This is a genomic window from uncultured Marinobacter sp., assembly GCF_947259545.1.
In the GTDB taxonomy this organism is placed as follows: Bacteria; Pseudomonadota; Gammaproteobacteria; order Pseudomonadales; family Oleiphilaceae; genus Marinobacter.
On sequence record NZ_CAMYMK010000002.1, the window covers coordinates 217,401 to 241,040 of the forward strand.

Annotated in this window: 19 protein-coding genes, 1 other RNA gene and 1 pseudogene; 13 read left to right on the forward strand and 8 right to left on the reverse strand. The window is 57.6% G+C overall.

Features of this window, described 5'->3' with window-relative positions; translation table 11 throughout:
- Positions 1–56 precede the first annotated feature (56 nt).
- The 3 genes from Q0Y21_RS01180 (at position 57) to Q0Y21_RS01190 (ending at position 4,639) form a co-directional block, all read left to right on the forward strand.
- Positions 57–2,975 (forward strand): hypothetical protein, encoded by a 2,919-nt coding sequence (locus Q0Y21_RS01180; protein ID WP_297790749.1) that lies wholly within the window; start codon positions 57–59, stop codon positions 2,973–2,975.
- 16 nt (positions 2,976–2,991) lie between these two features.
- On the forward strand, positions 2,992–3,669 hold the full coding sequence (locus Q0Y21_RS01185) for a hypothetical protein (protein WP_297790751.1): 678 nt from the start codon (positions 2,992–2,994) through the stop codon (positions 3,667–3,669).
- Positions 3,670–3,940: 271 nt separating this feature from the next.
- A complete protein-coding gene (locus tag Q0Y21_RS01190) occupies positions 3,941–4,639 on the forward strand; it encodes a hypothetical protein (RefSeq protein ID WP_297790753.1) in 699 nt (232 codons plus the stop codon).
- Positions 4,640–4,702: 63 nt separating this feature from the next.
- Here Q0Y21_RS01190 and Q0Y21_RS01195 read toward each other — a convergent pair whose 3' ends face one another.
- From Q0Y21_RS01195 to smpB, 6 genes and pseudogenes are all read right to left on the reverse strand, one after another.
- A complete protein-coding gene (locus Q0Y21_RS01195; RefSeq protein ID WP_297790755.1) occupies positions 4,703–5,368 on the reverse strand; it encodes a carbonic anhydrase in 666 nt (221 codons plus the stop codon).
- A 14-nt stretch (positions 5,369–5,382) separates the two neighbouring features.
- A pseudogene (locus Q0Y21_RS01200) lies at positions 5,383–5,541 on the reverse strand (biotin/lipoyl-containing protein); the annotation flags it as partial.
- Between the two features lie 7 nt (positions 5,542–5,548).
- The gene (locus tag Q0Y21_RS01205; RefSeq protein ID WP_297790757.1) at positions 5,549–6,145 is read right to left on the reverse strand and encodes an exopolysaccharide biosynthesis protein; all 597 of its coding nucleotides are present in this window, start codon (positions 6,143–6,145) and stop codon (positions 5,549–5,551) included.
- Positions 6,146–6,334: 189 nt separating this feature from the next.
- Positions 6,335–6,699: a transfer-messenger RNA gene (gene ssrA, locus Q0Y21_RS01210) on the reverse strand.
- Positions 6,700–6,787: 88 nt separating this feature from the next.
- Entirely contained in the window at positions 6,788–8,209 is a 1,422-nt protein-coding gene (locus tag Q0Y21_RS01215; RefSeq protein ID WP_297790759.1) for a wax ester/triacylglycerol synthase family O-acyltransferase, read from the reverse strand.
- Positions 8,210–8,359: 150 nt separating this feature from the next.
- Positions 8,360–8,839, reverse strand: coding sequence for an SsrA-binding protein SmpB (gene smpB / locus Q0Y21_RS01220; RefSeq protein ID WP_012136896.1), 480 nt, complete (start codon positions 8,837–8,839; stop codon positions 8,360–8,362).
- 179 nt (positions 8,840–9,018) lie between these two features.
- Here smpB and Q0Y21_RS01225 point away from each other — a divergent pair, with 179 nt between their 5' ends.
- The 3 genes from Q0Y21_RS01225 to Q0Y21_RS01235 all read left to right on the forward strand — a co-directional run bounded on the left by Q0Y21_RS01225 (position 9,019) and on the right by Q0Y21_RS01235 (position 11,435).
- The gene (locus Q0Y21_RS01225) at positions 9,019–10,638 is read left to right on the forward strand and encodes a sodium-dependent transporter (protein WP_297790761.1); all 1,620 of its coding nucleotides are present in this window, start codon (positions 9,019–9,021) and stop codon (positions 10,636–10,638) included.
- Between the two features lie 72 nt (positions 10,639–10,710).
- Positions 10,711–11,157: a type II toxin-antitoxin system RatA family toxin gene (locus tag Q0Y21_RS01230; RefSeq protein WP_297790763.1), complete on the forward strand. Its 447-nt coding sequence runs from the start codon at positions 10,711–10,713 to the stop codon at positions 11,155–11,157.
- Positions 11,154–11,435, forward strand: coding sequence for an RnfH family protein (locus Q0Y21_RS01235; RefSeq protein ID WP_297790765.1), 282 nt, complete (start codon positions 11,154–11,156; stop codon positions 11,433–11,435). Before Q0Y21_RS01230 ends, Q0Y21_RS01235 begins: the two co-directional genes overlap by 4 nt.
- 7 nt (positions 11,436–11,442) lie before the next feature.
- Here the strand turns inward: Q0Y21_RS01235 and Q0Y21_RS01240 are convergent, their stop codons facing one another.
- Entirely contained in the window at positions 11,443–11,769 is a 327-nt protein-coding gene (locus tag Q0Y21_RS01240; protein ID WP_297790767.1) for an outer membrane protein assembly factor BamE, read from the reverse strand.
- Between the two features lie 122 nt (positions 11,770–11,891).
- On the opposite strand from Q0Y21_RS01240, the gene fur reads away from it, so the two are divergent.
- Positions 11,892–12,302, forward strand: coding sequence for a ferric iron uptake transcriptional regulator (fur, locus tag Q0Y21_RS01245; RefSeq protein WP_297790768.1), 411 nt, complete (start codon positions 11,892–11,894; stop codon positions 12,300–12,302).
- 97 nt (positions 12,303–12,399) lie between these two features.
- Here the strand turns inward: fur and recN are convergent, their stop codons facing one another.
- Positions 12,400–14,076 carry a DNA repair protein RecN gene (recN, locus tag Q0Y21_RS01250; protein ID WP_297790770.1) on the reverse strand — a complete coding sequence of 559 codons (1,677 nt, stop codon included), beginning with the start codon at positions 14,074–14,076 and terminating at the stop codon, positions 12,400–12,402.
- A 240-nt stretch (positions 14,077–14,316) separates the two neighbouring features.
- Here recN and grpE point away from each other — a divergent pair, with 240 nt between their 5' ends.
- The 6 genes from grpE (at position 14,317) to carB (ending at position 23,639) form a co-directional block, all read left to right on the forward strand.
- On the forward strand, positions 14,317–14,910 hold the full coding sequence (gene grpE / locus Q0Y21_RS01255) for a nucleotide exchange factor GrpE (protein ID WP_297790772.1): 594 nt from the start codon (positions 14,317–14,319) through the stop codon (positions 14,908–14,910).
- 141 nt (positions 14,911–15,051) lie between these two features.
- Positions 15,052–16,977 (forward strand): molecular chaperone DnaK, encoded by a 1,926-nt coding sequence (gene dnaK, locus Q0Y21_RS01260; RefSeq protein ID WP_297790774.1) that lies wholly within the window; start codon positions 15,052–15,054, stop codon positions 16,975–16,977.
- Positions 16,978–17,056: 79 nt separating this feature from the next.
- The gene (gene dnaJ, locus Q0Y21_RS01265; RefSeq protein ID WP_297790776.1) at positions 17,057–18,181 is read left to right on the forward strand and encodes a molecular chaperone DnaJ; all 1,125 of its coding nucleotides are present in this window, start codon (positions 17,057–17,059) and stop codon (positions 18,179–18,181) included.
- A gap of 11 nt (positions 18,182–18,192) precedes the next feature.
- Complete coding sequence (gene dapB / locus Q0Y21_RS01270; RefSeq protein WP_297790778.1) at positions 18,193–18,993, forward strand: 4-hydroxy-tetrahydrodipicolinate reductase; 801 nt, start codon at positions 18,193–18,195, stop codon at positions 18,991–18,993.
- Positions 18,994–19,213: 220 nt separating this feature from the next.
- Positions 19,214–20,338, forward strand: coding sequence for a glutamine-hydrolyzing carbamoyl-phosphate synthase small subunit (gene carA / locus Q0Y21_RS01275; protein ID WP_297790780.1), 1,125 nt, complete (start codon positions 19,214–19,216; stop codon positions 20,336–20,338).
- Positions 20,339–20,423: 85 nt separating this feature from the next.
- The gene (gene carB / locus Q0Y21_RS01280) at positions 20,424–23,639 is read left to right on the forward strand and encodes a carbamoyl-phosphate synthase large subunit (RefSeq protein ID WP_297790782.1); all 3,216 of its coding nucleotides are present in this window, start codon (positions 20,424–20,426) and stop codon (positions 23,637–23,639) included.
- Position 23,640: the final 1 nt, after the last annotated feature.

Genomic DNA, 23,640 nt, shown 5'->3' on the forward strand with positions numbered 1-23,640 from the left:
CGGAACGACCGGTGGCGTAACGTGCCCTGGCGGTTCTGATATTGGAGAGGTAGATCATGAATACATTGCGCAAGCGAGTTATCGGCCTGGGACTGGTCGGTATTGCGTTTCTGGGGCTCGGTGGCTGCTTTGAAGGCGAACTGAGCGACAATGAGCAGAGCATGATGTCTGACCAGCCTTTTGCCTATGTGGTGCGAGGTTATCCGGACATGGGCGATACCTCCTCCGTTAATGCCAGGCCACCGCTGGACCCCCGCGACCCCTATGCTTTCAATCCCGGTGCCCGGCTGATGGTGCGGGACCGTATTGCCCTGAGTTCGTCAGAGAAGGATATCCTGAAGGGCTATTTCGGCAGCAGCAACTATGACGTCAAAGACGTGGACGTGTCACCGGACGGCGAGCGCATGGTGTTTGCGGCCCATGGACCGGCCAGCAATACCGCCCACAGTACCTGGAACATTTACGAGTATACCTTCGCTTCCGGCCAGGTACGGCGAGTCTTCGCCGATGACGATATAGCCAATGCCGGTCAGGACACCAACCCCGCGTACACCAACGAGGGGCGCATCATATTCTCCTCGTCGCGACAACATTCCCGGGGGGACTGGCGTCTGCTGGATCTGCGTGAGTACCTGGAAGATTTCAGCGAACCGGCTTCCCTGTTGCATCTGGTCAGCCGGGATGGCTCCGGACTTGCCCAGATCACCTTTGGTGAGTTTCATGACATTGAGCCGAATACCATGAACGACGGCCATGTGGTATTCATCCGGTTTGGCCGCCTGTATGAGACCCTGGAAGACTGTACGCTGGAAAATATCGACGACCCCAATTTCAATACCCATCCCCACGGCGGCGGGTTCGGTCAGGGCAATGGCAACGGCTTCCCATCCGGTCTGGAAGAGTCCAAGGAATGGACTGTTGAAGACAAATGCGGTGCCTCGCTAGCAGGTGAAGTCGAAAACGAGCGGGTGTTCGTGGAAGACGTGCTCAGCATGTACCGCATTACCCCCAGTGGCGGTAACGTGCACCGTTACTTCGGAAGCCTCAGTGAAGAGTTTAACGATGCTTCCTTCATTCACTACATGGACCCGATCCCGCTGGATGACGGCAACCTGATCACGATCATGCGCCATATCTACAACCCCAACTATGGCGGCGATGTGGTCAAGATCAACAGCAAGAACTTCTTTGCGGTGGGGCAGCCGGTAGACGAAAGCGTCATCGGTGAAGCAGAGGAATCCATGACTCCGGGTCTGGTCAATTTCTTCCCCAATCAGGTATCGCCGTCCGGTTGGTACAGTGCCGTCGCCCCCTATGGGGATGGCAGCGGACGACTGCTGGCCAGCTGGGCCCAGTGTCTGGTTGAGGACGAAGAGATCAACGCGGTCTGCGAGGGTGCGTCCACCGTAGAGAACCTGGGCGAACCCCAATACGGCATCTGGATGGTGGACCCTGCCAGCAATACCCGCCTGCCGGTGGTGCGTGGTCATGAGCGGGCACTGTATACCGACATTGTGATAGCCAGCCGGAATGATCTGGCGCGGCCCTACACCGGCAACCGGAATGACCTGAATCTGGAGAACGACACCGCGGTGTTCCACATACGCAGTGTGTATGACCGGGACGGCACCGACATGGCGGAACTCTGGGACGGTGGTATCGAGACTCGCCGGGACCTCTCCCTGACCCAGCCCGATGACCGCTCCGAGCGCTTTATCCGCGTGCTGGGCAAACGTAGCATCCCGCCGGAACTGGAGCAGGCGATACTCACCAATGAAATCCTCAATCCCAGTGACGGCTCGCGGCCCCCGCTGGGGCTGACGCCCTTACTGGGCACCGGGGGGCGCGGACTGTATGACGTACTTTCCTACGCCATGGTTGAGCCTGATGGCTCGGCGATGGTGAAAGTGCCGGCGGAGACCAGCTTTACCTTTGAAGTGGTGAACAAGTACGGCAAACGTGTCGACCTGATTGCTGCTGATCAGTACAACTACAATTACCTGACCCAGCATCCCAGTTCGCTGCTGCTGGAGGACGGAGAGATACTCAAGTGTTACGGCTGCCATGATCCGGAACTCGACATTCCCCATGCCCGTACGGATGTGGAGCTGGCGTCTGCCAACCCCGGGGCGCCGGGCGATGCCATGCCGTTCCCCAATGCCAATCCGAGGATCCTGGCGCAGAACTGGAAGGACACCATGGCCGAAGCGCTGGCGGACTCCCTGGGTTATCTGCCCACGACCTGGGCGGACAACCTGAGCTACGAGGATTTCTGGAATAACCCGCCGGATGACTCACTGGCGTTTGAAGTTCCGTACGCCGGCCTGACCACCCCGGTCCCGACTGATGATCCGTCCTGCCTCACGGACTGGACTTCGGACTGCAAGGCGACCATCAACTATCAGGAGCACATCCAGCCAATCTGGAATGCCTGCCGGGTTAACCCCAATGACAACAACGCCATCACTTCCTGCCAGAACTGCCACCGTGCAGCCGAGTCCAAATCCTGCCCGGAAGGGGGAGGGGGCGGAGGTGCCAGCACCAACCTGCTGCTGGGTGATGGCCACGCGTCCTGGGACGGCCGTCAGCTTGAATCCTATGTCGAGCTGTTCGAGCCGGATTACTACCTGAAACAGGAGAACGGCGACTGGGTTGAAGTCTCCGATCCGGATGCCGAGGGCGCGTGCCCCAATGGTGTCGAAGGGGATCTGAGTGTCGACCACGAACCCGGAACCTGCTTCAGCCGCCGCTTGATGAGTGGGCGGGGTGCTATCGCCAGCGCCCGCTTCTTCAGCCTGTTCGACGATGACACGGACGATGACGAATACGAAGTGGAAGTCGAAGGCACCGCGACCATCAGGGAGAGCCACCAGGGCATGCTGAGCCGGGCCGAATTGCGGCTGATTGCCGAATGGCTCGACAGTGGCGCACACCTGTTCAACGATCCCGGGAAGTTTGAATTCCCGCAAGAATAAAAAAGGAAGCCGAACCGTGACAGTGGCTAGCAACCAGACAGAAATTATAAACCTTGACCGCTGGAACCTGCCGGATCTGGAACTTGAGCGGCAGGGATGGGGGGTTCCGCAGCGGGACACCTGGAAGGCAGATAGCCGGTTTCGCCAAGCCAATGTGCGCCGCAAGACCGGTACTGTGTTCACTCGTTTTAATCGGCACTTTCTGTCGATCCAGGCCTACCATAAGAAACGACCGCTGCCCGAGGCTGTGATCGACCTGGCCTTCCTGGAGCAGACGCCCAGGGAGGTCAAGGACTACAAGTCGCGGCTATGGCTGGCGGCAGCCAGCCTGCTGACCATCCCGCTTGCGCTGTTCTCGCTGCTGCCGACAGAACCCTTGTGGCTGATCCCGCCGTTTGCCACCGCACTGATGCTGATCGTGATCGCACTGCAACTGCGCCAGCACTATTTTGAGTTCCTTGCGCTCAACAGCGATGTGGTCGTGTTCCGGCTGGACGCGGGGCTGCCGGATAAGGTGAGGGCGGATGCCTTTATCGAGGAATTGTCGACCAGCATTGCCGACGCCCAACGGGGCTTGCCATCGGGCAGGCAGCGAATTCCGTTAGCGGTTGCCGAAATGCGGAGGCTGTCGGAGGACGGGGTGATCAGCAAGGAAGAATATGAAACCGTCAAGCTCAACTGGTTCCATGGCTGATTGCTGTTAAACCGACTGTTTGCCTTGGCGACGCTCAATAGCCCAGGTGGTGTCGGAGTGGTGTCGGGCCAGGCTCTCGCCGGTTGAAATGCAGAATGCAAAATAATGCAAAAAACATGTACAAAAAATGACCAGGTTCACGGAGGAGGTGTGATGGAATTAACCGAAACAGTCGCAGAACGCCTTTAGTATGGATCCTACGTTGAAGGAACCAAAACCAACCAAGAAGGAGAGTGGTAGTTTGACTGGACTAATTAGATAGGTAATTTTTATGAAGTTTTCTCGTATTGTCATTCCCGCCCTGGCCGCATCTCTGGTATCTACTTCCGCACTGGCTGTACAAGGTTCGAAGTTTTCCGCCACCCTGAGCAAAACCGCCCTGATGAATGAAACCACCAACGGCTCAGCCGTGGTCATGGATACGATGATCCATACTGCCAATAAAAAAGAGCTGTTGATTGGCGTATCTCTCGAAACCGGTCTCTACACCCAGACGCAGGTAAAGGGTAAAAACGGCGAAAAAGATTCTGCCAGCGCCATGGCCGGTATCGATGTCACAGTATACGTTGATGGGGTACCTGCCGAACCCGGTACCATCACTTTCAATCAACGTGAGCAGGAACTGACCGCAGTGCTGGGTGGAGTCATTGAATCCTGCACCTTTAGCACGGATCAGGATGGCGATGGTGTGACCGATGACTCGCTGACCGTCACCATTGAAGATGACTGCGTGGTCACCGATGAAGAAATTGAATTGATTCAAAGCACCATGTCGGCTCATCACTTCAATTTTGTTGCTCCCGACCTGTATGCCGGCGATCACACAATCACCGTGGAAGCGGCCATTTCAACCGATAGCAGCAGCGGTAGCGGCAGTGCCAGCGCAACCGGCCTCGTTGGTAAGGGGTCACTGACGGTTGAGTCGGTGCGGGCTATCAATCAGGATGGTGGCATTACCGTTCTGGAATGAGGCATTCATAAAGGGGCGGCAGCTTGAATCCAGGGGATTCGAGCTGCCGCCTTTTTTTCCTTCCTAGCTCTCCCTGACCCGTTTGATCTCCTCGGCATAGAAGTCGTCGAACTTCTTGAACTCCAGGCTGTCCTGACCGCAGCAGCGAATATCGCCGGATTTGATGTCGTACACCCAGCCGTGGATCTGGATCTTCTGGGTCGCCAGCTTCGCCGCCACCGCCGGGTGAGTGCGCAGGTGCTGGACCTGCTGCAGCACGTTCTCCTCGATGGCTTCGTTCAGGTACTGGCTGTCGAGGCAGGCGTCGGTGGCAATGTTGTGGCGCTCCCGGACAATTTCCATGGCGGAGCGGCAGTGCCCCAGCCATTCCTTGACGTGAGGCAAACCTTTCAGTGCCCCAACATCCAGCGCGCCCTTGATCGCACCGCAGTCGGTATGGCCACAGACGATGATGTGCCGGACCTTGAGCACCGCCACCGCGTACTCGATGGAGGCGGTCATGCCTCCGGTCTCATTGCTGTGAGGTGGGATAATATTGCCGGCGTTGCGGCAGATGAACAGATCTCCCGGGTTGGACCCTGTCAGCAGGTTGGGGTCGATGCGTGAATCCGAGCAGGTGAAAAACAGCACCTCCGGGCTCTGGCCATCGGCCAGGACGCCGAACAGGTCCTTGCGCTCGGGGTAGACGTTTTCCCGAAAATCCAGTACGCCACGAATGATGTGTTCCATATTGATTCCTTCTATCAGCCTATCTCGATCAAGATTTCCCCAGGGGTGACGCGTTCACCCCTGGCCACATGGATCGCCTGCACCGTCCCGTCGATGCTGGAATTGATTCCGCTTTTCATCTTCATGGCGTCAGTGACCAGTATCGCTTCACTCGCAGTGACTGTACCACCTTCCGCCTGACTACAGGATCAACGTGCTGGCAATAAACCAGAGAGTCAGCCCGGTGATTGTCGTCGCGATTAACGCCACCACTCCGTCCCGGACGACAATCGCCAACCCGAAGGCCATCAACGCTGCCCCACCGCCATTGGCGCTGAAAGGCACCAGTTCCATCGCGGGCATGGCCAATGCCACCGCTATGCAGATCAGTGCCATCACATAAAGCCCCGGGCCATTCACCAGATATGTGAGCCGGGGTTTGGTCATACGATCCAGAAACCGCGCCGGCCTTTGCAGCCAGTCGACACCCTTTACCAATTTCCCTCTGGGTATTTGCCGCCCGGAAATCCAGCTCGGCAGCCAGATTGAATGCCGACGGAATAGCAGTTGTCCGAGTGTCAGTACGACCACCAGGCCAAGCAGCGTCGGCACCCCGGGGATGTCTCCGATCAGAGGTGCAATCGTAATCAACCCCGCCAGCAATACCACCGGACCGAATGAGCGCTCTCCGACTGCCTCCAGAATGTTTGCCACCGGCACCTGCTCCAAACCCTCACTGGATGCCCGAATTCGATCAAGAAGCTGCTGCATGGTCGTTGGGTCGTTGTCATCCCGCATAGTGAGAATGTCTCGCTTGCTGTCGCTTCGGATGCTGATGAGCTACAAGAGAAAGTGAAAACTACCATCCCGGCGCTCCGGAAGACAGTAGCATTCCCCATTGGTCTAACGGGAAGGTGAGAGGCACGGCGCCGGGTGGAGTCCGGGCATAAAAAAAGCCCCTGAAGTCAGGGGCTTTTTCGGAGAGTTTGGTGGAGACGGCGGGAATTGAACCCGCGTCCGCCAGTACTCAGCCTTGAGGTCTACATGCTTAGCGTCTCTCTATTGATTTAAGTTCAAGCGACCCGAGAGCCAGGGTGCAAGAACCGAGTTCTTTAAATCTTAGCCTTTAGCCAGTGAACTCTGGTTAAAGGAGCATCCCGTAAGCGATGACGTCCTGAGATGTTGCTTCCGGGCTACGGGCGACCCGGTCAGGACGACTAGCAGCTTACGCTGCTAGTGCGTAGTTTTCGTCGTTTGCGACTATTGCGTTGCAGCTTTGGATTAACGAGATTGGCTGCCATCTCGACATGCACCCAAGGGTTCGCCACCAGCGTCGAAGCCATGTCGTCCCCTTACACACAGTATATGTGGCCGGTTCCAGCAACTTCAAGGGCTTCCTTGTTAAGTTTTATGTTTCCGGCCAGTGGACTTGTACCTACCTCAACTGGCGGTCTGGGCAGTTGTCGGCTCATTGCGCTGCAGGGCCGCGTCTCTCAGTTCAGCAAAGCTGTCACGGAAATAGCCCATGACCGCATTCGGGTCCGCGTTGATGGCCCGGTCGATGGTGATACCGAACTGCACCGTGCCGGCGTAGCTGAAGATGCTCATACCAATGCCAATATTGCCGCTCTGTGGCACCCAGAACATGGGTTGGACCAGTTTGGCGCCGGCAAGGTAGACCGCTTCCCGGGGTCCGGGCACGTTGGTCAGCACGGCAGAGGCCTTGTTGCTTAGCAGCGCCAATGCACGACGCTCCAGGATATCGGGGCCGCGACCAAACAGATCCAGCAGGCTATAGGTCACCTGAGCCTGGTAGGAGCGTTTGAGGCGATTCATGTTCTCCTGCACCTGACGGAAACGCATGAGCGGGCAGGTCACCTCGACCGGCAGGCATACCAGGACCAGTCCGAACTGGTTTCCCAGCGTCTCGATGGGTTGATTCAGCGGACGCAGGTTAAAGGGCACGGCCACGCGGATGCCGCATTCCGGAATGTGTTCCCCGGCTTCCCGAAAATGGCGTTGTAGTGCACCTGCCGCCGCAGACAGCAAGACGTCGTTGGCGGTGCCTTTCAATGCCCGGGCGCAGAGTTTCACTTCCGCCAGGCTCAGGGGCTCGGCCCAGGCTACCTGTTTGCGACCAGAGAGGGGCGAGCGCAGTCCGGTTTTGGGTTCAAAGCGTGCGGCACCGAGCTTGATCAGGTCCATGGCGATATTACCCGCCGCCGTCGCCATCTTGATGGGGTAATCCGGCTCCTTGCGTAACGAGCTGAGGAACAGTCGGCCTTGCTCCACGGCGGTTTGGCCGCTGTCCAGCACGCGGTTGGTAAAACGGCGAAGACTGCCGCCCACCTGTTGTTCCGTTGGCGATGTGGTGCTGGCGATGCGGCTGAGTTTGGTTTCCGGTGTCTTGTCGGTCAGAGACAACAACACTCGTACCAGCGAAATGCCATCGGCAATACAGTGGTGAATGCGAACCAGCAGGGCGCAGCCACCGTCGTAATTATCAATGTAATGGATGTCCCAGAGAGGGCGGCGGGAATCGAGTGCCGTGCTTCCCAGATCGCTGGTTAGCGCCTGAAGTTCGCTCTTGTCACCGTTACCGGGCAGGGCGACGCGATGAATGTGGTTGTCGATATCGAACAATGGGTCATCCTGCCAGTACACACGCTCGCCTTCCCGAACCACGCGTTGGCGAAAGCGGCGAAAACACAGAAAGCGTTCCTGCAGGATTCGTTTCAGGCGTTTGATGGAGATTGGCTGGTCAAAGATCAGGACCCCTGCAATCATCATCGGGTTCGTGGGACTGTCCATGCGCAGCCAGGACCGGTCCACGGCTGACATGGCGGTTTTGCTTTGAGACATGGGGCCTCCGTTCTGTGAGCAATCCATTTGCCGAACGGACATCACTGCCACGGAATCGTGGCATATCGGCGATCAGACCATAGAGTATAGGCCCATCATGGGGAGAGTAAAAGTGATTGCAGATGCGACATAGATCTGTCGCATCAAGGGTCAGGCATTGGCGTCGCGGAGGATGCGCTGTTTCTGGCGGTTCCAGTCCCGCTCTTTCTCGGTAGCCCGTTTGTCGAACAGCTTTTTACCTTTCACCAGGGCAATCTCGCATTTGACCTTGTTCTGTTTCCAGTACAGGGCCAGGGGAATGCAGGTGTAGCCGCTCTGGTTGACCTTGCCGACGATCTTGGCGATTTCCTTGGCATGCAGCAGTAGCTTGCGGGTGCGCGTCGGGTCCGCAATGACGTGGGTGGACGCAGTGATCAGCGGAGTAAAGTGCGAGCCCAGCAGCCACGCTTCGCCATCCTTGAGCAGCACATAAGCATCCGTCAGCTGCGCCTTGCCGGCACGGAGGGATTTAACTTCCCAGCCGAGAAGGGCGAGGCCGGCTTCGAAACGCTCCTCAATGTGGTATTCGTGTTTTGCCTTCTTGTTCAGGGCAATAGTGTTGCTCTGGGGTCCGGGTTTCTTTTTGCTCATGAATCCATAATCCGGGTTCGGATAAAAAATTTGCCGGGCATGGTACACGCCGGGAAAGCGCGCATTGTAGCCCAGGAGTGCCAGACCGGTCACGAAATCAGCGTGACAGAGCTATCGGTGGTCGTAGCAAGGGAGATTCATCCGCTACAATGGTCAGTTCAGCTCTGTCGGAATGTTGAATGCCTGCACCATATCAAACACATATCGGGTCCTGGACCCGAAAGTCGACCTTTTTCTGGGCCGCCGTCGGTGCCACGGTGGGCCTTGCCAACCTGTGGCAGTTCCCTTACCTGGCCGGGCAGCACGGTGGTGGGTGGTTTATCCTGCTGTACCTGGCGTGCCTGTTGCTGGTGACGCTGCCGCTGATGGTGACGGAATCCGCAATGGGCCGGTATTCGCGTCACGGAATTGTATTGGCGATGGACGGCTATATTCGCAGTGCCCGCTGCTCCCGATGGTGGATGTTTGCAGGGCGCCTCAGCATTATCGCGGCTTTTCTGGTGCTGTCCTACACTGCGGTCTTTGGCTCGATTGCGCTGGCTTATGTGTTCTATGGCGCCCTGGGCGTATTCAACAATGCCGGAGAGCGGGAAGCCACCGCCATATTGGCGGATCTGGTGTCGGATACCCGTGACTACCGGATGTTCATGGCATGGCACCTGTTTTTCATCGTGCTGGTGGTCTGGGTGTCCATTCAGGGGGTGGTCAGGGGGTTGGAGCGTGTGTTCCGGTCGCTGGTGCCGGCTTCCCTGTTGCTGCTGCTGGGGTTGTTTGCCCTGGCAGGCTGGCATGGTCGCCTGGAGGGGGCTATGGCTGCGATTCTGCAATTCCGGCCGGAGGACGTCAGTCTCGGCAGTCTCAAGGCTGCGCTTTTCCATGCCTTTTTCACTCTTGGGTTGGGGATGGGTGTGTGGGCCATTTTTGGTGCCTACACTCCGGTCGGGGTGAAGTTGAAGCGCTCGGTGCTTGCGGTGGTGTTGATGGATACCCTGGTCGCCATTCTCGCGGGGGTGCTTATTTTTGCCACGGCAACCATCGATGGTAGTTTTGATGATGCGCGTGGTTTCAGCCTGTTGTTCGTTTCACTGCCGGTGGCCCTGGCCCCTTTGCCGGGCAGTCAGTTCATTATTGCCGCGGCGTTCCTGCTGGTGGTCCTGGTGGTGTGGACCACTTCGCTGTCCCTGCTGGAACCGGTGGTCGGCTGGTTCCGTGAGTGGACCGGGTCGCCCCGGGGCTGGTCGGCCTTCATTATGGGGGTGCTGGTTTGGTTTGCCGGACTGGGCACCCTGTTGTCATTTAACGTCTGGGCTGATGTCCAACTGGCGGGTGGGACGTTATTCCGCTGGCTGGAGCTGATCACCGGTGGTTTACTGATTCCGCTGGTTGCCATCCTGATCGCTCTGTTTACCGGCTGGTGTCTGACCCGCTCGCTGTCATTCAGTATTCTGGGTAAGACGCCCTGGCTGTTCGGTCGTATCTGGTATTGGGTAATGCGTCTGGTTTTACCGGTGGTGGTGGCGGTGATCGGGGTTTCCTACACGCTGGCCTCGCTCGATAACCTGTGTGATGGCGGTGAACCGTCGAAGTGGTGTCGTCAAATCAGTCCGGTGGTTGCTTCACCCAAAGAGTCCCCTGCTGTTAATAGTCAGCAAAGTGAGGGGGGGCAGGTGAATGAGTCTCCGTCATCGGCCCCGGTTGACGGGGAGGCTCGTCCCGCGAGGCACGATGATGATCCGGGTAACGATCCGATCCCCGAAAAAGCCCCAAAGCGGGACGATATCCTTTATCATAGCGTCTGAACAAAGACGGCCACGGAGTAAAGTCTGTGGTTCGCTTTCAATGTGCATTTGTGAGCAGGACATCCGGTTTCAATGCCTCATCAGATCGACAAGACAGCCTTGGTCATGCACTCCGCCGAGCGCATGTTCCATCTGGTAAACGATATCGCCCGATACCCTGAATTTCTGCCCTGGTGCGCGGGTGCAGAAATTCATGACAGGGATGAGGGGCAGATTACTGCCTCACTCGATGTGGCGAAGGGTGGAATTCGCCATCGTCTTACCACTCGCAATCAGCTGTATCATCCCGAAACCATCGAAATGAGCCTGGTGGATGGGCCGTTTCGTGATCTCACCGGGCGCTGGCACTTTCGGCCGCTGGATGACAATGCCTGCAAGGTTATCCTGACTCTGGAGTTCGAATTCTCCGGGTCGCTCTCCCGTATGACCTTTGGTCCGGTGTTCAGTCAGGCCGCCAACACCATGGTGGATGCGTTTTGTCGGCGTGCGGATATGGTATATGCAGGAGTTGTGGAATGATTCGAGTGGAAGTGGCTTATGCCCGCCCGGACAAGCAGGAGATCATCAGCCTGCAGGTGCCGGCCGGAACTACCGCCCTTGACGCTGTCAAACTGTCTGGCATTGTCGCAGTCTTTCCTGAAATTGATCCCGAAAATACTGACATGGGGATTTTTGGCAAGGCCATCAAATCGCCTGCCGGGCACGAGCTGAGGGAGGGCGACCGCGTAGAGCTTTACCGGCCGCTGAAGATTGATCCGAAGCAGGCGAGACTCAACCGGGCTAAAAAGAAATCCTGACCCGGCCTTAATAGGCCGGTGTTTCTTCCAGTAGTTGCGCCTCGTAGTGGCTGTACTGGTCGTTGTCGTAATAGACGATGACCCGCTGTTCTTCGATATCACCACCCCGACGCTGGAAAGTGTAGATGTAGTATTCCCGGGAAGGGTCAACCGGGTTGATCATCAGGGGGTTGCCGAGGACGGAATGCACCTGGCTGCGGGACATACCCTCGGTGAGTGACGTCAGCTCCTCGTCGGTCAGGATGTTGCCTTGCTGGACGTTGATCTTGTAAACGCCGGGGAAGACACAACCAGACAGGATGAGAGTGAGAATGAGAGCTGTGAGCTTTTGCATCGCCGGGGGAAATCCTCTATCTTGAAATCGCCTGCCAAGGGCAGGTGTGACACGGTCTAACCGTATAAATGCGGCTTCATCATACCGGAAGCCGTGGGGCACACCAACGAGTGAATAGTAACATGTCATCTGAAAACGCCGAATTACGAAAAGTCGGTCTGAAAGTTACTCTGCCGAGAGTAAAGATTTTCAACATTCTGGAAAACTCCGAGGAACACCACCTCAGCGCAGAGGATGTGTACAAGAAGCTTCTGGAGCAAGGGGATGACGTGGGCTTGGCGACCGTTTACCGGGTTCTGACCCAGTTTGAGGCCGCCGGACTGGTGCTTCGTCACAACTTTGAAGGCGGGCACGCAGTATTCGAAATGGCCGGTGACGATCACCACGACCACATGGTTTGTACGCAAACCGGTGAGGTCATTGAGTTCTGCGATCCGATTATCGAAGAGCGCCAGAAGAAAATTGCCGAAGAGCGTGGCTATGAGATCATTGATCACAGCCTGATTCTCTACGTTAAACCTGTTGGCAAGTAACTTTCTTTCCGTAAGAGTAATGATCGAATAAAAAAAGGGGCGGGTATTAACCCGCCCTAACAGCTCTCGGGATCGAGAGGGGAATGTGCGCTGTCACTCAGTGATGGGTTGCCTGCCCCTTGGAAAACATTTCCCGGGCATGGGCAATGGTGTGCTCGGTCATGTCGACACCACCAAGCATTCTCGCCACTTCGCTGATCCGTCCATGGTCGTCCAGTGTTTCAATTTTCGAGAAGGTTGCGTCCTGTTCGGTAAACTTGCTGACGAACAGGTGCTGATGACATTGGGCTGCAACCTGCGGCAAGTGGGTTACGCACAGTACCTGACCGTCGTTGCCCAGGGTTCTCAGCAGCCGTCCGACCACTTCTGCCGTGCCGCCGCCGATACCGACATCCACTTCATCAAAGACCAGGGTGGGTGTGGTTGAGGTTTGCGCGACGACTACCTGGATGGCCAGGCTGATGCGTGAGAGTTCGCCGCCGGAGGCAACTTTGGCCAGTGGTCTTGCCGGCTGACCCGGGTTGGCGCTGACCAGGAACTCCACTTCTTCGAATCCATGGGGCGCCGGTTCACCGCCGGAGCGATTCAGATGGGTGACAAACTGCACTGACGGCATGCTGAGTTGGGCAAGTTCCTCTGCGATCCTCTGGTCGAGGTTGGCAGCCGCCTGCTGGCGGGCCTCCGACAACTGACCGGCCAGTTCATCGAAGCGGTGCCGCTGGGCTTCCAGCTGGGCTTCCAGTTGCTCAACACTGCCTTCGCCGTCATCCAGAGACGCCAGCTCGGCGCTGAGGCGCTGGTGCAGTTCGGGCAGCTCTTCCGGGGCAATGCGGTGTTTGCGTGCCATCTGGTAGATCGCACTCAGGCGTTCTTCGACCTCGGTCAGTCGTGCCGGATCGGCCTCGTAATCCTCCACAAACCGGCGCAGGTTGTCCCCGGCTTCGCTGATCTGGATTTGTGCCTCATTCAGCATCTGGATGGTGTCCGCCAGTGCGGGCACCTCAGTTGGCAGATGTTCCAGTTGCTGTAGTGCCTGACGAACCAGATCGGCGGCGCTGTTGTCTTCCTCTGTGCAGAGCAGAGTGGCTTGCTGGCTGTTCTGCAGTACGGTGTCGGCGTGGCTCAGTTGTTCCTGTTCCTGTTCCAGGCTTTCCTGCTCGCCGTCTTCCAGTGCCATACGGTCCAGTTCTTCCACCTGATAACGGAGAAGCTGTAGCCGGGCTTCTGCCTCGTCGGCGTTTTGCTGGCGCTCGGTCAGATGCTGACGGGTCTTGCTCCATACCTTCCAGGCATCGCGGGTGTCGGTGGCGAGGGATTCCACGCCAGCGTATTCGTCCAGCAGTTTGCGATGGGTTTCCTTGCGAAGCAGGGATTGGTGCTGATGCTGGCTGTGAATGTCCATCAACAGGCTGCCCAGATCCTTGAGGTGTGCAAGCGGGCAGGGCTGGCCGTTGATATAGGCGCGTGAGCGACCGTCCTTGCTGATTACCCGGCGCAGTATGCAGTCATGTTCGTCATCCAGCTCGTGTTGCTCGAGCCAGGTCCGGGCTTCGGTGATACGGGATACATCGAAAGAGGCCGTGATATCGGCACGCTTGGCGCCGTGGCGCACAGCGCCTGCATCGGCCCGCCCGCCCATGGCCAGTCCCAGGGCGTCCAGTACAATGGACTTGCCGGCGCCGGTTTCCCCGGTCAGGGCGGTCATGCCCTTGCTGAACTGAAGTTCGACTCTTTCAGCAATGGCGTAGTTGGAAACGGTGAGCTGTGTGAGCATGCTGGTGACCTCCGCTCTGGAAATACTGTGGTTACATACAGTGACTGTGAATATATACAGGGTTTTACCTGTTTGCAAATTCGCAGACATGAATTTGCGTATAAATGCATTCATTAAGGTTGAAACCGGAACAACGGGCCCCATATTCGTTCGCAACCCTCTTTGATCTGGCCTTGACCGGCTGGATGACATGTATAACCGGCCGTGCTTGCGGTCGCGGATGATTGACCAGGAGTAGCCATGAGTGCTGACGAGAATCGTAACGAGCAGGTTGAGGAAGAGCTGAAAGCCGCCGAGGCTGAAGCGGAGGAAAGCCCTGAAGGTGATTCCGCCGGTGAGCCCTCTGAAACTGAAGCCCTCCAGGCTCAGGTTCAGGAGTATCAGGAGCAGATGCTGCGGGCCCAGGCTGAAATGCAGAATGTTCGTCGTCGTGCCGAGTTGGACGTGGAGAAGGCCCACAAGTTTGCGCTGGAAAAGTTCGTGAAGGAACTGCTCCCGGTCGCTGACAGCCTTGAAAAGGCGGTTGAAAGTACCGAAGGCCAGGAAGCTTCCGGTGAGCTGGTGGCGTCTATTCGTGAAGGTGTGGAGATGACTCTGAACCTGTTCATGAATAGCCTCAAGAAGTTCAACGTCGAGCAGCTCAACCCGGTTGGCGAACCCTTCGACCCGCAACTGCATGAGGCCATGTCCATGGTGCCGGCGCCGGACGCTGAGCCGAACAGTGTCGTGGCGGTTGTGCAAAAGGGCTACACCCTGAACGAGCGCCTGGTTCGGCCCGCAATGGTGGTGGTGGCCAAAGCCGCGGATGCACCAAATATCGATGAGCAGGCTTGAAAAGTGAATTAAGGCGCCAATATAGGCAATAAACAGGCGGCGCCGGAATGAAATGCCGGGGCTGAGAGCCCGAAACAGTTTTGTCAGGCATCGGATGGACGATGTCGCAACCGGATCGAACAAACGAATTGGAGTGAATCAATGAGCAAGATTATTGGTATCGACCTGGGAACCACGAACTCCTGCGTTGCCATCATGGATGGCGACAAGGTCAAGGTTATCGAGAACGCCGAGGGTGATCGCACCACCCCGTCGATCATCGCGTACACCGAAGACGGTGAAACTCTGGTAGGCCAGTCTGCCAAGCGTCAGGCGGTCACCAACCCGAACAACACCCTGTACGCCATCAAGCGTCTGATCGGTCGTCGTTTTGAAGACGACGTGGTCCAGAAAGATATCAAGATGGTGCCCTACAAGATCACCAAGGCAGACAACGGTGATGCCTGGGTGGAAGTGAAGGGTGAAAAGATGGCTCCGCCGCAGGTGTCTGCGGAAGTCATCAAGAAGATGAAGAAGACCGCCGAGGACTACCTGGGTGAGAAAGTGACCGAAGCGGTGATCACCGTGCCGGCCTACTTCAATGACAGTCAGCGTCAGGCCACCAAGGACGCCGGCAAGATCGCCGGTCTGGATGTGAAGCGGATTATCAACGAGCCGACTGCCGCTGCCCTGGCCTATGGCCTGGACAAGAAGAGCGGTGACCGTACCGTGGCTGTGTACGACCTGGGTGGTGGTACCTTCGACATCTCCATCATCGAGATTGCTGATGTGGATGGTGAGCACCAGTTCGAAGTGCTGGCCACCAACGGCGACACCTTCCTCGGTGGTGAAGACTTTGACATGAAGCTGATCGAATATCTTGCCGATCAGTTCAAGAAAGACAGCGGCATTGACCTGCGCGGTGACTCACTGGCCATGCAGCGTCTGAAAGAAGCTGCCGAGAAAGCCAAGATCGAGCTGTCCAGCAGTCAGCAGACCGACGTTAATCTGCCGTACGTAACAGCGGATGCCAGCGGTCCCAAGCACATGAACGTGAAGGTGACCCGCGCCAAGCTGGAATCTCTGGTGGAAGAGCTGATCGAGCAAAGTCTCGCCCCATGTCGCACGGCACTGGAAGATTCCGGCGTTAAGGTCGGCGAAATCGACGAGGTGATCCTGGTTGGTGGTCAGACCCGTATGCCGCTGGTTCAGGAAAAGGTGAAGAACTTCTTCGGCAAGGAAGCCCGTAAGGACGTTAACCCGGATGAAGCCGTTGCCATGGGTGCTGCTATCCAGGCTGCCGTGCTGTCCGGTGATGTGAAAGATGTTCTGCTTCTGGACGTGACGCCGCTGACCCTGGGTATCGAAACCATGGGTGGTGTGGCCACGCCGCTGATCGACAAGAACACCACCATCCCGACCAAGAAGTCGCAGACGTTCTCCACCGCGGATGACAATCAGACTGCTGTGACCATCCACGTGGTTCAGGGTGAGCGTAAGCAGGCGCAGCAGAACAAGTCCCTGGGTCGTTTCGACCTGGCAGACATTCCGCCGGCGCCGCGCGGTGTGCCGCAGATCGAAGTTACCTTCGATATCGATGCCAACGGTATTCTGAACGTGTCCGCTAAGGACAAGGCGACTGGTAAGGAACAGTCCATCGTCATCAAGGCCTCTTCCGGCCTGAACGATGATGAAATCGAGAAGATGGTGCGTGACGCCGAGGCCAACGCCGAGGAAGATCGCAAGTTCGAAGAGCTGGTACAGGTTCGTAACCAGGGTGACGCGATGGTACACGCTGTACGCAAGACCCTGACCGATGCCGGTGACAAGGTCAGCGACAGTGAGAAGGAGTCCATCGAGGCCTCCATCAAGGAGCTGGAAGAAGCGTTGACCGGTTCTGATAAAGAGGACATCGAGGCCAAGACTCAGAAGCTGACCGAAGTATCCTCGGAGCTGGCTCAGAAAATGTACGCAGATCAGGCTGATCAGACGCAGCAGGCTGGCGGGGAAGAAGGTGCCCAGGCCCAGTCTTCTGACGACGCTGTCGACGCCGAGTTCGAAGAAGTCAAAGACGACGATAAGCGGTAATTTCTGACGTACATCAGGCAGTTGGAGAACGCGGGGGAGTCCCCGCGTTTTCCGCGTTTTAAAAACAGGGTTTTAAAGCATGGCCAAGCGCGATTATTACGAAATTCTCGGGATCTCCCGGGATGCGGACGAGAAGGAAATCAAGCGGGCTTACCGCAAGCTCGCAATGAAGTATCACCCCGACCGTAACCCGGACGACACTGACTCCGAGAACAAGTTCAAAGAGGCCAGCGAAGCCTACGAAGTACTGGCGGACCAGTCCAAGCGGGCCGCCTATGACCAGTTCGGTCATGCCGGCGTTGACGGTCAGGCCGGTGGCGGATTCGGAGGCGGCGGAGCCAGCTTCTCCGACATCTTCGGGGACGTATTCGGTGACATCTTCGGTGGCGGCGGCCGCGGTCGTAACACCCGTGGCTCCGATCTGCGGTACACCCTGGAGCTTGACCTGGAAGAAGCGGTCAAGGGTAAAACCGTTCAGATCCAGATTCCCGGCCACCGCGAATGTGACGTCTGCGATGGCAGTGGTGCCGAGAAAGGATCACGCCCGGAAGCTTGCGGTACCTGTAACGGTATGGGGCAGGTTCGCATGCAACAGGGCTTCTTCACGGTTCAGCAGGCCTGTCCTACCTGTCGTGGCTCGGGTCAGATCATCAAGAACCCCTGTAAGGCCTGCCATGGCCAGGGCCGGGTTCAGGAAGAAAAGACCCTTTCCGTCAAGGTGCCGCCTGGTGTGGATACCGGCGACCGCATCCGTCTCTCCGGTGAAGGGGAAATGGGTGTCGAAGGCGGCCCTCCCGGCGACCTGTATGTGCAGATCGCCGTTCGCGAGCATTCCATCTTCACCCGTGACGGCCGCAACCTGTATTGCGAAGTGCCCATCAGCATCGTGGATGCTACCCTCGGTGGTGAGCTGGAAGTGCCGACATTGGATGGCCGTGTAAAACTCAAGATTCCGCCGGAAACCCAGACCGGAAAACTTTTCCGTCTGCGGAACAAGGGTGTCAGCCCGGTTCGTGGCGGCCCGGCAGGTGATCTGCTCTGTCGCGTGATCGTGGAGACTCCGGTCAACCTCACCAAGCGTCAGCAAGAGCTGCTGGAAGAGTTCCAGCAAACGCTGGACGGCACCAATGGTACTCATCATGCTCCGAAGAAGACCTCCTGGTTTGAGGGTGTGAAAAGTTTCTTTGACGAAATGAAATTCTGAGGGCAGATAACATGAGGGTAGCAATCATCGGCGCCGCCGGGCGCATGGGGAAGGTCCTGATTGAAGCCGTGGACGGCACCGAGGGGCTGGAACTCGGCGCAGCGGTCGTTGAGCCGGGCAGTAGTCTGATCGGTGCCGATGCCGGAGAAATGACCGGGATCGGCAAGACCGGCGTGACCATGGCTGGCAGCCTGGCGGACGTGGCAGACGATTTTGATGTGTTGATCGACTTCACCTTCCCGGATCTGACCCTGGAGAACGCCGAGTTCTGCAAAGCCAACGGTAAGATGATGGTGATTGGCACCACCGGCATGACCGACGCCGAGAAAGAGCAGTTGACCGTGGTTGCCGAGTCAGCCCCTGTGGTGTTTGCGCCCAACATGAGTGTTGGTGTGAATGTCGTTCTCAACCTGCTGCGCACCGCCGCGGCGACTCTGGGTGACGACTACGATGTGGAAATTATCGAGGCGCACCATCGGCACAAAAAAGACGCTCCATCAGGTACGGCACTGCGTATGGGTGAAGTGGTTGCCGATGCCCTTGGCCGCGACCTGAAAGAATGCGCTGTGTATGGCCGTGAGGGCTTCACTGGTGAGCGTACCCGCAAGGAAATCGGTTTCGAAACCATCCGTGCCGGTGACGTGGTGGGTGATCATACGGTCCTGTTCGCCACCGAGGGTGAGCGCATCGAGGTGACCCACAAGGCGAGCAGTCGCATGACCTTCGCCAAGGGGGCAATGCGCGCGGCGCTGTGGCTTCAGGGCAAGCCAGCGGGACTGTACGACATGCAGGACGTTTTGAGCCTCAAATAAGCTGTGCTTCTCGTGGACATAAAGCGCCATATTTTTTACAATAAGGCGGTTTAACTGCACCAAGCGTAGCTTTGATCATGTCAGGGAACCAAAATTGTTCCCGGGGGAAACAAAAAAGCGGGACGGAGTTGAGACTCCCTCTCGCTTTTTTGCGACCTGAATTTGCGCTTGCGTTCCTGTTCGTGACGAACTTATACGCCACTCGATGAGGATACAAGCCTTGAGCACACCTGCAATCCTTGCACTCGCAGACGGAAGCCTGTTTTACGGCACCGCCATTGGCGCTGAGGGAGAGACCAGCGGCGAAGTGGTGTTCAACACCGCGATGACCGGTTATCAGGAGATCCTGACCGATCCGTCCTACTCCCGCCAGATTGTCACTCTGACCTACCCGCACATCGGCAACACCGGTGTGAACGAAGAGGACGTAGAGTCGGACCGTGTCCAGGCCGCTGGCCTGATCATCCGCGACCTGCCTCTGGTTGCCAGCAACTGGCGCAGCAGTAGCAGCCTGGATGAGTACCTGCGGGAAAATAATATCGTAGGCATTGCAGACATTGATACCCGTCGCCTGACCCGCATCCTTCGTGACAAAGGCTCCCAGAACGGTGCCGTGGTTGCGGGCGAGGGTGCGACCGCTGAGCGGGCGCTGGAACTGGCCAATGCCTTCCCGGGCCTGAAAGGCATGGACCTGGCGAAAGAAGTTACCTCCGACAAGACCTGGACCTGGAGTCAGAGTGAGTGGACTCTGGGAGAAGGTTACGGCGAGCGCACCGAATCCCGCTTTAAGGTAGTGGCGTGGGATTACGGCGTTAAGTTGAATATCCTGCGCATGCTGGCGGCCCGCGGCTGCGACATCACCGTGGTACCGGCGCAGACCCCGGCCTCCGAAGTGCTGGCCATGAATCCGGACGGCATTTTCCTGTCCAATGGCCCGGGTGATCCCGAGCCTTGCGATTACGCCATAAACGCCATTCGCGAAGTGCTGGACACCGAGATTCCGGTCTTTGGTATTTGTCTGGGTCACCAGCTGCTGGCGCTGGCCAGCGGTGCGAAGTCGATCAAGATGGGGCATGGCCACCACGGTGCCAACCACCCGGTCCAGAATCTGAGAGACGGTACGGTGATGATCACCAGTCAGAATCACGGGTTCGCGGTGGATGAGGCCAGCCTGCCGGATAATCTGGAGGCGACCCATAAATCCCTGTTTGATGGTTCCCTGCAGGGCATTCGACGTACTGACAAGCCGGCCTTCAGCTTCCAGGGGCACCCGGAAGCGAGCCCGGGTCCCCACGATGTGGCGCCGCTGTTTGATGAGTTTATCCGGTTGATGGAAGCCCGATAAGTTCCCGTTTGACGCTTCCCCAGTGAAACAGGCGCCGCAAATTGCGATGCAAGAATTTTTAAGTTGCTGACAGGTTTACCAAGAGATGCCAAAACGTACCGACATTAAAAGCATTCTGATCCTGGGCGCCGGTCCCATTGTGATCGGTCAGGCGTGCGAGTTTGACTACTCCGGAGCCCAGGCCTGCAAGGCCCTTCGCGAAGAGGGTTACCGGGTCATCCTGGTTAACTCCAACCCGGCAACCATCATGACCGATCCGGTGATGGCCGATGCCACCTACATCGAGCCGATTACCTGGAGGACCGTCGAGAAGATCATCGAGAAAGAAAATCCGGATGCGCTGCTGCCCACCATGGGTGGCCAGACGGCGTTGAACTGCGCACTGGATCTGGAGAAGCACGGCGTGCTGGAAAAGCACGGCGTCGAAATGATCGGTGCCAACGCCGACACCATCGACAAGGCCGAGGATCGCGATCGCTTCGACAAGGCCATGAAGAAGATCGGTCTGGAATGCCCGCGCGCCACGATCGCTCATTCCATGGCGGAAGCCTGGGAAGTGGCCGACGATATCGGTTTTCCGTGCATTATCCGCCCGTCCTTCACCATGGGTGGCTCCGGCGGTGGTATTGCCTATAACCGCGATGAGTTCGAGGAAATCTGTACCCGTGGTCTGGATCTGTCCCCGACCAACGAACTGCTGATCGATGAGTCTCTGATCGGCTGGAAAGAATACGAGATGGAAGTTGTCCGCGACAAGAACGACAACTGCATCATCGTCTGCGCTATCGAGAACTTTGATGCCATGGGTGTGCATACCGGTGACTCGATCACCGTGGCGCCGGCCCAGACGCTGACCGACAAGGAATACCAGATCATGCGGAACGCCTCGCTGGCGGTGCTGCGTGAGATTGGTGTGGAAACCGGCGGTTCCAACGTGCAGTTCGGTATCAACCCGGATACCGGCCGCATGGTGGTGATTGAGATGAACCCGCGGGTCTCCCGTTCGTCCGCGCTGGCATCGAAGGCCACCGGCTTCCCGATTGCCAAAGTCGCGGCCAAGCTGGCCATTGGTTATACCCTGGACGAGCTGCGCAACGAAATCACCGGTGGCGTGACCCCGGCGTCCTTCGAGCCCAGCATCGACTATGTCGTTACCAAGATTCCACGGTTCACCTTCGAGAAGTTCCCCCAGGCCGATGCCCGCCTGACCACCCAGATGAAGTCCGTGGGCGAGGTCATGGCCATCGGTCGCACCTTCCAGGAGTCCCTGCAGAAGGCCATGCGTGGCCTGGAAGTGGGTTCTGAAGGTTTCGAGGAGAAGGTGGATCTCACCACGACCGACGGGCAGGAGACCCTGACCCAGGAGTTGAACGTGCCCGGGGCCGAGCGTCTCTGGTACATCGGCGACGCCTTCCGGGCCGGTATGACGGTCGACGACGTATTCAATAACACCCACGTCGATCCCTGGTATCTGGTGCAGGTGGAGGATCTGATTCGTGAAGAGCAAGCGCTGAAATCTGCCGGCAAAGCGGATATTGATCGCGATACCCTGTTCCGGCTCAAGCGTAAAGGCTTCTCCGATGCCCGTCTGGCCAAGTTGCTGGGCATCTCCGAGGTGAGCCTTCGCAAGCTGCGTCATGACCTGGATATCCGTCCGGTCTACAAGCGGGTTGATACCTGTGCGGCCGAGTTCGCCTCGGACACGGCCTATATGTACTCCACCTATGAAGAAGAGTGCGAAGCGGACGCCTCTGATCGTGATAAAATCGTGGTCATTGGTGGTGGTCCGAACCGGATTGGTCAGGGTATCGAGTTTGATTACTGTTGTGTTCACGCGGCCCTGGCCATGCGTGAAGATGGCTATGAAACCATCATGATCAACTGTAACCCGGAGACGGTCTCCACGGATTACGATACCTCTGATCGACTGTACTTCGAGCCGATCACCCTGGAAGACGTGCTGGAAATCATCAACGTCGAGAAGCCCAAGGGTGTGATCGTCCAGTACGGTGGCCAGACGCCGCTCAAACTGGCCCGTGGTCTGGAAGCGGCGGGTGTGCCGATCATTGGTACCAGCCCGGATGCCATCGACCGCGCCGAAGACCGTGAGCGCTTCCAGCAAATGATTGGTCGCCTTGGGCTGTTGCAGCCCGAGAACGCTACGGTGCGCAGCCACGAGGAAGGTATTCTGGCGGCCCGCGAAATCGGCTATCCGCTGGTGGTGCGCCCATCCTACGTACTGGGTGGCCGGGCGATGGAAATCGTCTACGACGAGGACGAACTGGTTCGCTACATGCGCAATGCGGTTCTGGTTTCCAATGACAGCCCGGTACTGCTGGATCACTTCCTGAATGCTGCCATTGAGGTGGATATTGATGCCATCTCCGACGGCAAGGACGTGGTGATTGGCGGTATTATGCAGCACATTGAACAGGCTGGCGTTCACTCCGGTGATTCCGCGTGTTCACTGCCGCCATACACGTTGCCCAAAGACGTGCAGGATGAAATGCGCGAAGCCGTTCGCAAGATGGCGATCGAGCTGGATGTGGTGGGCCTGATGAATGTTCAACTGGCCTGGCAGGATGGCAAGATCTATGTCATTGAAGTTAACCCTCGGGCATCCCGTACCGTCCCGTTTGTATCCAAGGCTATCGGGGTCTCGTTGGCGAAAGTGGCAGCGCGGGTCATGGCCGGCAAATCCCTGGCGGAGCTTGGCTTCACTCAGGAGATCGTGCCGACCTATTACTCGGTGAAGGAGTCTGTGTTCCCGTTCAATAAATTCCCGGCGGTGGACCCGATTCTCGGCCCGGAAATGAAGTCGACCGGTGAGGTGATGGGTATCGGCGACAGCTTTGACGAAGCGTTCGCCAAGGCTGCGCTGGCCATTGGCGAGCGCCTGCCGGATCAGGGTACCGCGTTCATGTCCGTGCGTGATGTGGACAAGCCCGGGGCTGCCGAGGTTGCACAGGATCTGGTGGATGCCGGCTTCAAGCTCATTGCTACCACGGGTACCGCGAAAGCCCTGAAAGAGGCGGGTATCGAGGTCGAGCGGGTGAACAAGGTTCGTGAAGGGCGCCCGCATATTGTGGATGCCATCAAGAACGGCCAGGTTCAACTGATTATTAATACCACCGAAGGGCGCAAGGCCATTTCCGACTCGGCGCAGATTCGCCAGTCCGCCTTGCAGGCCAAGGTGACCTATACAACGACCCTGGCGGGTGGCGAAGCTTTCTGTCGGGCCATCAAGTTCGGCCCCGAGCGCACCGTTCGTCGCCTCCAGGATCTACACGCAGGAAAGTAAG

Bases quoted from the DNA above. Each gene is read 5' to 3' on its own strand.
- Q0Y21_RS01180 (WP_297790749.1), top strand. From the start codon at position 57: ATGAATACATTGCGCAAGCGAGTTATCGGCCTGGGACTGGTCGGTATT.
- Q0Y21_RS01190 (WP_297790753.1), top strand. From the start codon at position 3,941: ATGAAGTTTTCTCGTATTGTCATTCCCGCCCTGGCCGCATCTCTGGTA.
- Q0Y21_RS01195 (WP_297790755.1), bottom strand. From the start codon at position 5,368: ATGGAACACATCATTCGTGGCGTACTGGATTTTCGGGAAAACGTCTAC.
- Q0Y21_RS01205 (WP_297790757.1), bottom strand. From the start codon at position 6,145: ATGCGGGATGACAACGACCCAACGACCATGCAGCAGCTTCTTGATCGA.
- Q0Y21_RS01215 (WP_297790759.1), bottom strand. From the start codon at position 8,209: ATGTCTCAAAGCAAAACCGCCATGTCAGCCGTGGACCGGTCCTGGCTG.
- smpB (WP_012136896.1), bottom strand. From the start codon at position 8,839: ATGAGCAAAAAGAAACCCGGACCCCAGAGCAACACTATTGCCCTGAAC.
- Q0Y21_RS01225 (WP_297790761.1), top strand. From the start codon at position 9,019: ATGCCTGCACCATATCAAACACATATCGGGTCCTGGACCCGAAAGTCG.
- Q0Y21_RS01230 (WP_297790763.1), top strand. From the start codon at position 10,711: ATGCCTCATCAGATCGACAAGACAGCCTTGGTCATGCACTCCGCCGAG.
- Q0Y21_RS01235 (WP_297790765.1), top strand. From the start codon at position 11,154: ATGATTCGAGTGGAAGTGGCTTATGCCCGCCCGGACAAGCAGGAGATC.
- Q0Y21_RS01240 (WP_297790767.1), bottom strand. From the start codon at position 11,769: ATGCAAAAGCTCACAGCTCTCATTCTCACTCTCATCCTGTCTGGTTGT.
- fur (WP_297790768.1), top strand. From the start codon at position 11,892: ATGTCATCTGAAAACGCCGAATTACGAAAAGTCGGTCTGAAAGTTACT.
- recN (WP_297790770.1), bottom strand. From the start codon at position 14,076: ATGCTCACACAGCTCACCGTTTCCAACTACGCCATTGCTGAAAGAGTC.
- grpE (WP_297790772.1), top strand. From the start codon at position 14,317: ATGAGTGCTGACGAGAATCGTAACGAGCAGGTTGAGGAAGAGCTGAAA.
- dnaK (WP_297790774.1), top strand. From the start codon at position 15,052: ATGAGCAAGATTATTGGTATCGACCTGGGAACCACGAACTCCTGCGTT.
- dnaJ (WP_297790776.1), top strand. From the start codon at position 17,057: ATGGCCAAGCGCGATTATTACGAAATTCTCGGGATCTCCCGGGATGCG.
- dapB (WP_297790778.1), top strand. From the start codon at position 18,193: ATGAGGGTAGCAATCATCGGCGCCGCCGGGCGCATGGGGAAGGTCCTG.
- carB (WP_297790782.1), top strand. From the start codon at position 20,424: ATGCCAAAACGTACCGACATTAAAAGCATTCTGATCCTGGGCGCCGGT.